7 protein-coding genes are annotated in these 12997 nt (G+C 50.8%); 4 read left to right on the forward strand and 3 right to left on the reverse strand.

All coding sequences use genetic code 11. The annotated features are described in order from the left end of the window. The first annotated feature begins 7 nt into the window (after window positions 1-7). From AC5JLP_RS07455 to psb32, 3 genes are all read left to right on the forward strand, one after another. The gene (locus AC5JLP_RS07455) at window positions 8-3448 is read left to right on the forward strand and encodes a response regulator (RefSeq protein ID WP_496067293.1); all 3441 of its coding nucleotides are present in this window, start codon (window positions 8-10) and stop codon (window positions 3446-3448) included. Between the two features lie 328 nt (window positions 3449-3776). Then, window positions 3777-5069, forward strand: a complete 1293-nt coding sequence (locus AC5JLP_RS07460) for a Glu/Leu/Phe/Val family dehydrogenase (RefSeq protein WP_496067294.1) — start codon at window positions 3777-3779, stop codon at window positions 5067-5069. A 204-nt stretch (window positions 5070-5273) separates the two neighbouring features. After that, on the forward strand, window positions 5274-5924 hold the full coding sequence (psb32, locus tag AC5JLP_RS07465; protein WP_496067295.1) for a photosystem II repair protein Psb32: 651 nt from the start codon (window positions 5274-5276) through the stop codon (window positions 5922-5924). Window positions 5925-6006: 82 nt separating this feature from the next. On the opposite strand, the gene AC5JLP_RS07470 is transcribed toward psb32, so the two are convergent. After that, window positions 6007-6393 carry a DUF4346 domain-containing protein gene (locus AC5JLP_RS07470; RefSeq protein WP_496067296.1) on the reverse strand — a complete coding sequence of 129 codons (387 nt, stop codon included), beginning with the start codon at window positions 6391-6393 and terminating at the stop codon, window positions 6007-6009. Between the two features lie 495 nt (window positions 6394-6888). On the opposite strand from AC5JLP_RS07470, the gene AC5JLP_RS07475 reads away from it, so the two are divergent. Then, window positions 6889-7452 (forward strand): hypothetical protein, encoded by a 564-nt coding sequence (locus tag AC5JLP_RS07475; RefSeq protein ID WP_496067297.1) that lies wholly within the window; start codon window positions 6889-6891, stop codon window positions 7450-7452. Window positions 7453-8155: 703 nt separating this feature from the next. Here AC5JLP_RS07475 and AC5JLP_RS07480 read toward each other — a convergent pair. Both AC5JLP_RS07480 and AC5JLP_RS07485 read right to left on the reverse strand, forming a co-directional pair. Then, window positions 8156-9901: a GspE/PulE family protein gene (locus AC5JLP_RS07480; protein WP_496067298.1), complete on the reverse strand. Its 1746-nt coding sequence runs from the start codon at window positions 9899-9901 to the stop codon at window positions 8156-8158. Between the two features lie 316 nt (window positions 9902-10217). Further along, window positions 10218-12602: a PhoX family protein gene (locus tag AC5JLP_RS07485; RefSeq protein ID WP_496067299.1), complete on the reverse strand. Its 2385-nt coding sequence runs from the start codon at window positions 12600-12602 to the stop codon at window positions 10218-10220. Between the last annotated feature and the right edge of the window lie 395 nt (window positions 12603-12997).

The raw sequence follows: 12997 nt of genomic DNA on the forward strand, positions 1-12997 counted from the left end.
GTGCCTTATGTCGATGCCAGAGATTGATTCTTCCCAACGCTTTGACGCGATCGCTGACGAACAATTGCAGCAAGAGCTTCGCGGTCTGTTTGCTGTTGATACGCAACACTACTTGCAGAAATATAGCCAGATTGCTCAGTCTCTTCAGGCTCAGTCGTGGCGCTCAGACATCCAGGAACTCTATCGGTGTGTGCACACCATTAAAGGGGGCGCGGTGACGATCGGGGCAGATGCCGTCTTGCACATTGCAACGGCAGTGGAGGATGTGCTGGCGGATTTACGCTACCTGGAAGTGGCTCCCAACTTGGCAGGTGACCATCTCAGCCAGGTTTTAATCGAAGCAGGTGAGTTGCTGACTGGTGCTCTGGAACCCCGTCAGCAAGTTGAAGGGCAGGAACCGATTCTCAACCGTATCCAGATGATTCATCAAGAGATTCGGGAGCGCTACCTGCCCCAATGGAATGAAGCCAGCCAACTTCATCAGGCGTTTGCAGAAGAAGGCTTGGATCTCGTTGTGCTGGAACTCGATATAGCGCTAGAGCGTCTGCCCAAAACGGGAATGGTCTCTGCCAGCACGGTTCACACGGCTCAGCAGAGTTTGAAGCAACTCGCCGAAATTGGTCAAGAGTTGCACCTGGCATCCGGTTGGGCAGAGCTTCTTCAAAAAGCGCAGCTCTTGTTGGAGCATCGAGATAATGCCGTTTGGCGATCGCAATGGTCACTGTTTTTCCAGGCACTGAAGCGGTGTGCAAAGCAAAGCGGACAGCCTGTACCTTTTGCCTTTGACAGTTTTCAGTCTGCGAGTTTTCAGCCTGACAGTTCTCTGTTGAATCATTCTCTGCCTGCCGAGTCAGAGGTGGACGAAAGCAATGCCTGGATGACCGAACCCTTAACCGATCTGAGTATGGAAGCCTTTGCACCATTGGGCATTCATGACTCAGATGTGCATGAGTTAAACGCTCATGAACCTGATGCTTTGCTGGCTTATTTTGAACAGACAGATATCATTGCTGACGTTGGCACGTTTCTCGATGCGTTGCATTCTGGTGAAGCTATCTCGCAGACCGAACATGTTGATGATCTCGTCGATCCCTTTATAGACGGTGTCACGGGCCAGGTAAGCAGTGATTTAGACCCGGAGCAGAACCGTTTAGTAGAGCCAACACTTGAGGTCGTCTCTGATCCCAATTGTGAAATCGATCGCAGCGATACGTTAGATCAAGACTGGCTTGCTAGTGCATCTTTTGCGGCCCTGGCTCCAACTGAAGCAACTTCAACATCACAAATCATCGATTTTCTCAACGATGCCTTCCCTCTTGAAGACGCACCAGCTTTTGCAGATGAAAACTTCCATCCAGATGAACTCCGCTTAGCCGACGATCGCGGGATTATAACGCCCGACTCAACCTCTTCGCCAGAGATCCCCTTGAATGAGGAACCAGAGCTAGATTGGTTGGTCGAAACTAGCCCAATCGAGAATTCGGCTGAATCTCAAGCGCCCCTGCATGAACAACGAGACGCGATCGACGGGTCGCAATCTTTACATCCCCCTTCGATCGTCAACCAAACCGCACTGCCAAAGCCCGATCCTGCGATCCAAACCCTGGAGAAAGTGCAAATTCCTGTCCCTTTAGAGTCGCTTGATCAATCGGCACAACACCTGGTTGAAACGCTGCTAAGCTTGCGTACCACGCAGGGCTTTTATCAAGCGTTACAAAGCCAGATCGCGCAGATTATGACGCTTGCCCAAGAAGGCGCACAATGTATTACGCATCTTCGTCAAATTCAGGATGACTATACCCTACTGGAAGAGCTGAGCCTTAGCTCCCAGGCACCCGCTGGCCCAACCCCAGAACGCTATCGCCAGGGTTATACCGTCATCAATCGGCTACTGGAAACGAGCCTTCGCTTATCTGAAATGGGTGCAGAGACTGGCAAAACGACACAGCAAATCGCGGCCTATCTTCAAAGCGTCGATCGCAACGTACTCAAGCTACAAAGCACGATCGAAGATAGCCGCCTGGTAGCCTTCCAAAACTTGAGCTTCCGTGCCAGAGCGATTTTGCGTGACCTCACTACACGCTATAACAAGCCTGCCCAGTTGCTCGTGCAGGGAGAAAAAACAGAATTGGATGTCACGATCGCCCGTAACCTGGAACCCGCCTTGCTTCACCTCATTCGGAATGCCTACGATCATGGGTTGGAGTCCCCTGCTGAGCGGGCCGCTAAAGGGAAGCCAGAGCAAGGAACCATTACGCTATCGCTCCAACGGCAGGGCAATCGCTTTCAGTTTGAAATTCAGGATGATGGTCGTGGGATGGATGCCAGCACCATTCAAGCGAGAGCCGAAGCCTTACACCTGCCGCTGTGTAGTGCCCAAACGCCAGCAGCGCTTTTAGCTGTGATTTGCCAGCCAGGTTTTAGCGCCCAAAATCAGGTCAGTGAAATTTCTGGACGCGGGGTGGGGATGGATGTGGTTGCCGCTCAGGTGGCTCGTCTTGGTGGGCGATTGAGTCTCAGTACGGTTCCTGGCACTGGTACCACGTTTCAAATTCAATTCCCAGTGCCGCGACTATTAGTTCCTTGCGTGTTGCTGCAAGTCGGTGAGCAGACCGTTGCGATTCCAGAGGATGACATCAGGACGATTACTCTCTTAGATAGCCTAGATGCGCCCCTTCCCGCAGATCCGAGCCAAGCCTACACCTGGATCATTCGCCATGAAACTGGTTCGTTGCCAGCGCTAGATTTGCTCAGGTATTGGCAACCGCAGGCACCCGATCGTCCCTTAACGAATACTACCGTTTGTCTTTACGTGGCGTTAGCAGGCACCCAGCAAGGTGCTTGGTTACTGGCTGACGAACTTCTAGAGCAAGCGGAACTCATGATTAACCCCATTCCACGGCCACTAGCTGTACCCAATGGGTTAATCGGAGTCAGCCTACAGGCAAGTGGATCTCTCGTTCCTGTACTGGAAGCACAGGCTGTGGCAGAACAGCTTTTAACGACTCCAGCACCGACTATAGAAGCGGTTTCCATTACGCCTTCTGAGCCAGATGACTGGCACGCTGACCATCCGACTCAATCAATCCTTATTGTGGATGATGCGGCGTTGATGCGGCGACGGTTGGAGGCCAGCCTGCATAGTAATGGCTATCTCACCCATACCTGTGCCGATGGTCAAGAAGCATGGCACTGGCTCCAGACGAATCCTCAGCCTAATCTCGTCATTACAGACATCGAAATGCCAAATATGGATGGATTCACGCTAGTCGATCGCTGCCGTCAAGCAGGGATTAAGGTACCTATTCTGGTTGTTTCGTCCCGTTTATCAGAAGAATGGTTTGATGAAGCCCGACGCTTAGGTGCAAATGACTATTTAACCAAAGGATTCTCTACCGTTGATTTACTGAAAAAAGTTAACGCGCTACTGAACCTTATAGTACATTAATTGCTGAAGGGAGCCGCCGCAGAACTCACCCCTTAGAAACGCGATCGCGGCTTTATGAACTTTCTATACAGAAGAAGTATGTTCAGCAACCACCTAAAAGATCAAGGCATTCTTTATCTCTAAAATTTCTTCCCGCAAAGTGGGGATCGTTATATCAACGGCGTTTTGTGTTTGGGAACTCTATAGAAAAGCAACGAAATTCTCTATAGTGCCAAAACCATTGGCAGGATCGTTGAAGAAACAGCTAGCGTCTTTAGATGCGCCCATTATTGTTGCGGTGGCTGCAATAGAGCACAGCGATCGTGCACTTACTGAAAGGAAGAGTTTTATGATACCTGATTCGCTTTTAGCCGATGCTAATCAACGACTGGAACATGCACTGAAATATACGTCTATTTCAGAGGATGCCGTTGAAACGCTAAAATTTCCCCAAACCAGCCTGACAGTTTCGATCCCCGTTCGCATGGATAACGGCTCGCTCAAGCTTTTTCAGGGTTACCGCGTGCGCTATGACGATACGCGAGGCCCCGGTAAAGGTGGCGTGCGCTATCATCCCCACGTTTCGCTAGATGAAGTGCAGTCCCTGGCGTTTTGGATGACCTTTAAGTGCGCGGCGCTCAGCCTTCCGTTTGGGGGGGCAAAAGGCGGCATCACTGTGAATCCAAAAGAATTGTCCCGTATGGAATTGGAGCGTCTGAGCCGGGGGTATATTGATGCGATCGCCGATTTCATTGGGCCTGATGTAGACATCCTGGCTCCTGACGTTTATACCAACGCCATGATCATGGGCTGGATGATGGATCAATACAGCATCATCAAGCGCCAGATCTGTCCTGCTGTTGTCACCGGAAAACCTGTCAGCATGGGCGGCAGCCTGGGCCGCGAAACCGCAACGGCAATGGGTGCCTTTTTTGTCATTGAATCAACGCTGCCCAAGTTCGATCGTCACCCCAGCACCACAACCGTAGCCGTTCAGGGCTTTGGCAACGCTGGGGGCATCCTCGCAGAATTGCTCTTTCGAGCAGGCTATAAAGTTGTTGCGGTCAGCGATTCGCAGGGTGGCATCTATGCCAAAAATGGGCTGGACATTCCCAGCATTCGCCAGTTCAAGGACTCTCACCGAGGGGTTAAAGCGCTGTACTGCGACAGTACTGTTTGCCACACAGCCGCTGACGACGTACTCACCAATGCTGAGCTGCTTGCTCTGGATGTGGATATTCTGGTACCTGCTGCCCTTGAGAATCAAATCACTGAGGCCAATGCCGACATGATTCGGGCAAAACTCATCTATGAAGTCGCCAATGGCCCCATTACCTCTGCCGCCGATCGCATCCTAAGCGATCAAGGCATCTACGTCTTTCCAGACATTCTCGTCAACGCGGGCGGGGTTACAGTGAGCTACTTTGAGTGGGTGCAAAACCGCAGCGGCCTGTACTGGACGTTGGATGAGATCAACCAACGACTCAAATACCGCATCGTCGAGGAATCGGAATCCATCTGGTTGATCGCCCGTGATTTGTCGATCGACTTACGCACCGCTGCCTACGTCCATGCTTTAACCCGCCTCGGTGAAGCCATTAGCGCTAAGGGCACAAGAGATTATTACTTGAACGGTCATTAGTGGTGAAGAGGGAGTCGGAGCAGAGGAAGCAGGGGAAGCAGAGGAAGCTGCCTCCCCTCCCTTGCCTCTATCCATCTTTTGTATAAGCGTAGTATTTTGGAGTAATAAGTTTTTTAGAACGGTCTTATGCAACGCCTCTTCAAATCACTCTGCTATTGGAAGCACTTTACTCAGCACTTGCTTGTTTCTCTTGCAGTTTTCGTCTTGGCAACACAGCTTTTTGCCTTGCCTGCCAGCGCTACAGGCGTAAGTGAAGTGCCAAAACCAAAGGTCGGCACCTGGATTGTTGATCAGGCAGAAGTTTTGAGTCGCTCTAACGAGGGCAAAATTGCGACGACGTTGAGGGATCTGGCAAAGCAAACGGGGAATGAGGTTCACTTTGTGACGATTCACCGCTTGGATTATGGCGAGACGATCGAAACCTTTACCGACAAGCTCTTTGATCGTTGGTTCCCGACTTCAGAGGCGAAGGCAAACCAGACCTTATTGGTGTTAGATAGTCTCACTAACAACGTTGCCTTGAGTGCGGGTGAAGCGGTGAAAACAAAGCTAACAGATGATCTTGCTGAGAGCGTGACGCAAGAAACTGTCTTGATTCCGCTCAAAGAAGGAAACAAGTACAATCAAGCGCTCTTGGGTGCGGGCGATCGCCTCAGCGCCGTACTCTCCGGTCGCCCCGATCCAGGACCGCCGACGCTGACTGATAACGTTCAAGTCGAAGGTACCTTTGCAACGCCAGAGCAAACGAAAGAAAGTAATGCAACGGTTTGGGTCATTGGCTTCCTTGTGGTTGCAACGGTTGTACCGATGGCAACGTACTATTTTTACCTGTATCTCCAAGCGCGAGAAGGCTAGTGATCAGTTTTGAGTTTTAAGTTTCGAGTTTTGAATGCAGATATACAACTCAGAACTTAAAACTCAAAACTTTTAACTCTTTTTAGTCCTGTACGTACTCTTGCCCACTCAGTAGTGCTGCTTCTGCCCGTTGAAACTCGCGTCCGAGGTAGGAGGCATGGTCGAGCATAATGATAGGGCATGGGTTTGTTTGCTCAAAAAGCTGCACGCAGATTTCTTTGGCGGTTCTGCCACTGAAAATATGAGCGGGCAGTCGTTCGATTTTGCCGCGTGTGGGAATGGGTTTGCCAGTTGCGGGATCGCAGGCTAGGCCCCGATCGTCAATAACGTTGGTGAAATGCTTGGCGCAAATCAGCCTTTGCTCCCGATCGAGGTAGATGATGACGTATCCACCGGGATCAAGATCAATATGACGTTTGGATAACTTTTGATCAATTGCAGTGATATCTGCAATAGTTTGATTCATCATGCGTCGCGTTCAAAGAACAAGTTGAAGTAGTCAAGACTTATGCCAAACGGTTCGTCTCCGTCTAGCCTCAAGTGATCCTTAAAGAGGTACCAAAGAGGGGTTGAGGTATCAATGTGTTTGTTCGATGCACAACCCGGCTTTGTAATCTGGATGACTCTTCTACCATCTTAAGGCGTCTTGCAGCGCTGACCAATCTCATTTGTTAGAGACGAATGAAGGCGGTGAAAAGGGACGATGTGAAGACAGATTTCATCCTTGCTTCACCCTTTTTTTATCGTTTCAGTACAAAAGAGTCTCTAGCAGGAGCCATCTTAGGAAGGTCAGTACGTGGTGGTTTACCAGCGGAAGCAAGCGCAAACAGTGCAAAAGGCGCAGTCCAAAAGGCACAACTCAATCTGCCTGGTAAGGGGCTAAAGCCACTTGCAAACCGCCTGCAACCTATGTCAACTTGCTATATCACTAACCCATTGAGTTTACTGAAGGAACTGTACGCTCATGCTTGACTCCTTCATTCCAGTTGCACTTGCGGTCGCCCCCAATCCCTTAGGGCTGCCGTCTCACCTCAAGCTAACGACCGTCCCTATTGACGCGCATACCTGCTTTGAACTTTGGACGCCCAAAACAGACGACATCCTCTTGCCAGAAGAAGCAATGTTGCTGAGGGGCGATTGTTCTCGTCTTGAAGAAATCTGCGCTAAATTGACAAGCCTGTTGGGCGCTAGGCTGATGAGTAACGGCGCACGGATGCAACCGACTACCGATTGCTGGCAAGAGATCCGGCGAGTGCTTTACGAATCTGGGGCTGACTTTGACGCGATCGCCGTAACTTATCTACCTCAAATGATCTACCCTACTGCAACGAGAGAAGGTGGCGTATCGGCCTGGACACTACAGCAAGCAGGGTGGAGCGTTTCTTTTCTAGCACTACAACCAACCAAAGAGGGCTTCCGCTCAACGGTCTTGCCAATCAAAGCAGTGATTATGTCTGGGCAATCCATTACCGCCAGCGCTCGGCCAGCACCTGTCGTACCTGCTTATGCTCAAGGCGTAAGAAAATAATAGAACTTACGCAGTCGCCCCCTTTTCTTGTACGCTCAAAATTTTACTTAGGTAGCTGTGTGTAAAACTATGTCAACAGCGAATAGTAATTAGGACTACGCATTTGCCCCCAAACCCCCAATGCTGGGGGCTTTAATTGGCTCGGTTCCCCCAGCATTGGGGGCTAGGGGGCGAAAGATGATCGCTTTTGCGTAAGTCCTAGTAATGTGCAAACATAATTAGGAAAGTTGCCCATTTAAGGCATGTTACTTTTGGGAGGCGCAACTCATCTAAGCTTTTGAGAGTCTCGGCACGACTTAAAGTAATGTACTGCATTGAATAGCATCGGTCGTAGCTCTCTAGCTCGTCTAATAGTTCACTAGCTGTGTAGAATTCATCTGCTGGTTTGGGTAGTAATCCCTATACAGTCACGATTATTGTTAAAGCAAGGGTACTACTTATACCTATCTTAAATGACGAGTTCAACGCTTTGTTCCTTTTCGGTTGCTAAATTATTCTTATCTTCCATGTCTGAGCCAGAAGATAAATTCTCTGAACAGTCTAGCCAAAACTCAAAGAATCCAAACCAACCTAATTCGGATAGTTCTAGCAAATTTCAGAAGCCAGAACGATCGCAGCCTAAGCGAGGTAGTAGAACCTACAATTTCAGTGAACATCGTGATTTGGATTGTTTTTAATGAGTAGTTTTGCCTTGGTATAAAACTTAGTTCAGCGCGTTCTTTTCCTTCAAGCTGTTAGGAGCGATCGGATTTCGGCTTGGGTCTGGTGGCTTGGGCGCGATCAGATTGGGGGCGATTGAATTTGAAGCGATCGGCGATCGTCTGCGATAGAGGGCACTGTGGGGCAGTACGCGCAGTACTTCCTCCACTGTGGTTCTACCTGTCGTGACTTTTTCGATCGCGGCAAGTTGAAAGGATTGAAACCCGCTGTCATTCAAGTATTTATGCAGGTCGGTCATGCTGCCTTCATAGATAATTTGCCGCACGGTTGTATCAATATTTAGCATTTCGATCAACGCTTCTCTGCCCAAATAGCCAGAGTTAAAGCAGCGTCCGCAGCCTTTTCCACATCGCCATGCGGTTGAGTTTGCCTGCTTCAACTCCAGTCCAAGCACGTTTAAATCTTTCTCAGTGGGTGTGTAGGGTTCGGCGCAGTGTGTACACACTTTGCGTGCCAACCGTTGAGCCACAATGCCCAGCAGCGCATCGCTAATCAACCCTGGGTCGGGGCCAATATCTTTTAAGCGGGGAATGGCGCTGGTGGCATCGTTGGTATGCAGCGTCGTAAGAACGAGGTGCCCCGTCAGTGCTGCCCGAACGGCGGTTTCAGCCGTCTCGTGATCGCGAATTTCCCCCAGCATGATGATATCGGGGTCTTGCCGCAAAATGGCGCGGAGTCCTGCCGCAAACGTCATGCCTGCGGGTTCATGCACCTGAGTTTGAGTAATACACGGCAGCACGTACTCAACGGGATCTTCGACCGTGACGACGTTGACGTGCTCGGTGGCGATCGCCTGCAAACTGGTGTACAGCGTACTGGTTTTGCCCGACCCTGTTGGGCCAGTAAAAATGACCATCCCCTGCGGCTGTGCCAACCATCCTTTGTAAATCGCTAGCGCCTTGTCAGAAAATCCCAGTTCGTTAATGCTGGAGAATGGATTTTGGCGGGGGAGGAGGCGAATGACAGCCTTCTCGCCGCCCACGCACGGCAATGTGCTGACTCGCATATCCAGCCCAACTTCCGCTTCGGTTTCCGAAACGTATTTCTCACTGATGCGGGCATCTTGCGGGCGACGGCTCTCGGAAATATCCATATCTGCCATCACTTTAAGGGCAACGACGGCTCGCCGACTAACCTCCAAAGGTAGGGTTGTAATGTTGCGCAGAATGCCGTCAATGCGGTAGCGCACTCGCAAACCATCGATCGTTGGTTCTAAATGAATGTCACTGGCACGGTTCCGTAAAGCCCCAGAAATCAGCGCTTTGATGCGCCCAATCTGATCCGTCGCTTTTGACAGATGGAGTTCTGTCACAATGCCAATATTTTCTTGCTCGACTTCCCCAGTAAGCGGGTTGGTCAGCGCATCGGCACTGATGCGAGTTTGGTCAAACGTTTGGCTTTGGAACCAGGCACGGTAGCTCTGTTCGGCGATCGCAATCATTTGAATGGTTGTGCCAGTCTGCTCTCTCAGGCTGGCGACCGCCGCTTCACTGAGCGCAATGGGGCTACCCAGGTAATAGCAGTTGCGCCACAGCAGCAGCGGCATCACAGGCGGCAGCGATCGGCGATCAGTCGATGATTTGAGAAAACGGTAGGTGACCTCGCGATCGAGCAACGGAAGATTAACAATGCCCTGCTCATCTACTAGAAGATGGATGGCTTCTTCGCAGGTGATATCGCGATTTTTAAGTTGCTGCCAAGCTGAAGGTGACGCGTTTGAAGCCTGCATAATGTCCCAATACGATGAAAGTCTGAAGCCAACTTAAACGTCTGAAGCCAACTTAAGCGAATGCGATGATTTGACACGCAACTTGCAAAGTTACATGCCTCCATGCCCTGATTGAGTGTGTGCTGACTTACTTTAAACCCTCTGTGAATGGTTGGATACCGCTCAAGACTTTTTGACCAGATTGAGCAGAGGAAACGACTTTGATAGAAAAAGGAGAGTGGGGAAACAGCGTGACGTTTAACCGGTTCCCCTTACGCCCTTCCTACTCGTTGGCTGTGCAGAGAGATGCGATCGCCTCCTTCAATACAGCGTTGCTTCAAACAAACTGACCGTTCGATCGCTTGCGACGAATGCCAACGACCGAGGGCTTTGGTGGCCCGTCTGCCTGCCCTTGAATGTTGCTGGGCCAGTTGCTACCACGTGAGACAGTCCGCGTTTGATTAAACAAGGTGCCGCTCAAGGCTAAAAGCTCGATCGTGCGGCTCAAGGTCACATTTGGCGTAAAGGGGCAGTCCTCACCAGGATGTTGTACCGAGATAATCAACGTGTCGCCCACAAACGTGGGGCCTGTCATCTCGCAGCGTGGTGGCCCGTAGGCAAACGGCACTACTTGCCCTGCGTGGTCACCCGTTGTGGGAATGTAGAACAACCAGTTGTTACCAAACACGCCCGTAAAGGCAGACACATCACCTGTTTTGGTATGGTCGATCAGGTTTGGTGTCCCAGCCGCGCCCGTCGCAAACCCATTGTGGGTGGTTGTAGACATGTCCGTCACACCCCAAATGTTGGCACGGTTATCGAAGACCAGGTTATCAACAGAGGCAAACCCTGCACCCGCTTCGGCTCCCGCCTCACCACCTTGAACAAACCGCTCCCAGCGGAACGTTGTACCTGTGCCATCAGCGCTATCTTCAATAATCTTGTAGAGACCGCCCGATTGCTGGGTGTCGTTGACCGCTGCTGCGTACTTACCCACCACAAAGATGCGGGAATCGGGGTAGCCATCGCTGCCAGGAGCACCATCGGTATAAGAAATGAAGACTTCTCTGGGATTCCTGGGGTTGATTTCAATGTCTTCAGGGCGAGCCGTGGGAGTCGCACCAATCAAATTAGCCGCCAGAAACGCATCGACCAGAACAGCACCCTGGCTGGTGTAGAAGTCACTTAACTTTTTACCCTGGTAGCCCGGTAACGCATCGCTTTCAGCCACGGCTGTAACCGTTGTGACACCGTTGGTCGTACTGGTTAGTTGGGTAAGCGCTACGACCACTGATCCACCATCGCTAGTCTGACCCGCAATGCCTGCCCGTTTGGGGAATCGGGTGCTACCACTTCTAAGCTTCAACGGGTCACCAGCCGTCAGGTCAGAGGGCTTCACTGGATTGGTGGGCGACGAGAGCAGCAGCGGTAGCCAGTTACCCGTGCCATTGGCATTGTACTTCGCAACATAGAGTGTGCCGGTTTCAAACAGCTTGCTGTTGCTGTTGCTCTTAGGATTTTTGACCGTACCTTTACTGACAAACTTCCAGGTGTGCCCGCCTCGGCGATCGTCACCCATATACGCCACCAGCTTCTTGCCTGCCTGCACACGCATGGCAATGTTTTCATGGCGATATCGACCGAGTGACGTATGTTTACGGGGACGGAATTCAGGATTAGCTGGGTCAATTTCCACTATCCAGCCATATTTCTCACCTACCAAACCAAATTCTGCCCCAGTCGTGCCCGCAGCATAGGCAGTTTGAGTCCCGTCAGGCTTGATATTTTCCTGAACGCCCACAAAGAACGCGCCTGTTGATCCTTGAAAGTTTTCCTCGGCAGAGAGTATAGTTCCCCAGGGGCTAGTGCCGCCAGAGCAGTTGTAAGCCGTTCCAATAATCTTATTGCCTAATCCATCTGAATTAATGCCTTCAAACACGTCACTGGCAGCAGGCCCAGTCGCAATGAGATAGTTTTGATCGCCTGTTTGGTAGTTTTTCGATCCCCAACTGGTGACATTGTTGTAGGTATCGGAGCGCTGACTATTGATGCCCAGACCCGATAAGCCATGAAGACGGCGATTTTTCTCATCTTCGACGACAGCAAACCGTTCTCTACGACCCTCACGGACGAGGCGAACGATCGACCCACCCATGTTGTACATAAACTCACCCGAAAGCGCACGCCCTCGCTCAGTGGGAAACCCCTCGATCACGATCGGACCAGAGGCGGCAAACGTAGCCACATCGGTAGGCGCTTCAGGTGCAAAGGGAGAAATAGGGAAACTATTGTATTCGTGATTCACCCAAAGATAGCCATCGTTGCGGCCTTCAGTAGGCACAAAGCCTGTGTAATCACAGTTATAGCCAAAGTAATCTTCCTCGTTTGGGAAGACGCGATCGCCCCAGCTCACGATGACATAGCGCTCATACTCTGGCGGCACAACCAGGTCATCAATAGGGCTAAAGGTATCGAGATTAGGGGCTGGTGCGGCTGGTAGCACACTACCCTGACCAAAACCAGTGGCTAAAAAGCTACTCTGCTGTTGGTAAATCGGCAATGGATGCGGTAGACGCACGGGCGTAAACGTGAGAGAAGCCGCTTCAGCGGTGCTGGCATTGCTACCGCCAAAGAGTTTGTGACTCACAACTGGTTCTAAAGCGGTAGCCGCAGCAGTGCTCCCAAAGAAAACCAATAATTGTCGGCGCGAAAAATTAGGCATAAAATCCTCACTGAAGGAAAAATGAACTGCAAAACGAACTACTGCATCACCTGTTTGCCAGAACGGTTGCTCCCGCAGCATGAACACAACCGCTTCAGCAAGCAAGAGCAAAAATCCTAGCCTGCGCCTCTATGCGTTGACGTTGGTTGACGCACACAAAAAAGACAGCGCTAAGCAGTACTCTCAAAGCCGAAAGCATGCCATTGCACTGAATGTTAGGTTTCGCTCACTTCAAAGAACATGAGCGATCGCGTTTGGCTGCATGGCTCTCATAAAGGCAGCTTTGTTGCCGTGTTTTTCACTAGCAAGCTGCATCAAAGGAGACAAACTAATACCCTTACAACCGTAATCCCAGCTCATTAAGGTTGGTTAATCTCAGGGTTAATACTGAATTC

The sequence above is a fragment of the Stenomitos rutilans genome, from assembly GCF_059505485.1.

Coding starts and splice junctions, on each gene's coding strand:
- AC5JLP_RS07475 (WP_496067297.1), top strand. CDS start 6,889: ATGCTTGACTCCTTCATTCCAGTTGCACTTGCGGTCGCCCCCAATCCC.
- AC5JLP_RS07485 (WP_496067299.1), bottom strand. CDS start 12,602: ATGCCTAATTTTTCGCGCCGACAATTATTGGTTTTCTTTGGGAGCACT.
- AC5JLP_RS07480 (WP_496067298.1), bottom strand. CDS start 9,901: ATGCAGGCTTCAAACGCGTCACCTTCAGCTTGGCAGCAACTTAAAAAT.
- AC5JLP_RS07460 (WP_496067294.1), top strand. CDS start 3,777: ATGATACCTGATTCGCTTTTAGCCGATGCTAATCAACGACTGGAACAT.
- AC5JLP_RS07470 (WP_496067296.1), bottom strand. CDS start 6,393: ATGATGAATCAAACTATTGCAGATATCACTGCAATTGATCAAAAGTTA.
- AC5JLP_RS07455 (WP_496067293.1), top strand. CDS start 8: ATGTCGATGCCAGAGATTGATTCTTCCCAACGCTTTGACGCGATCGCT.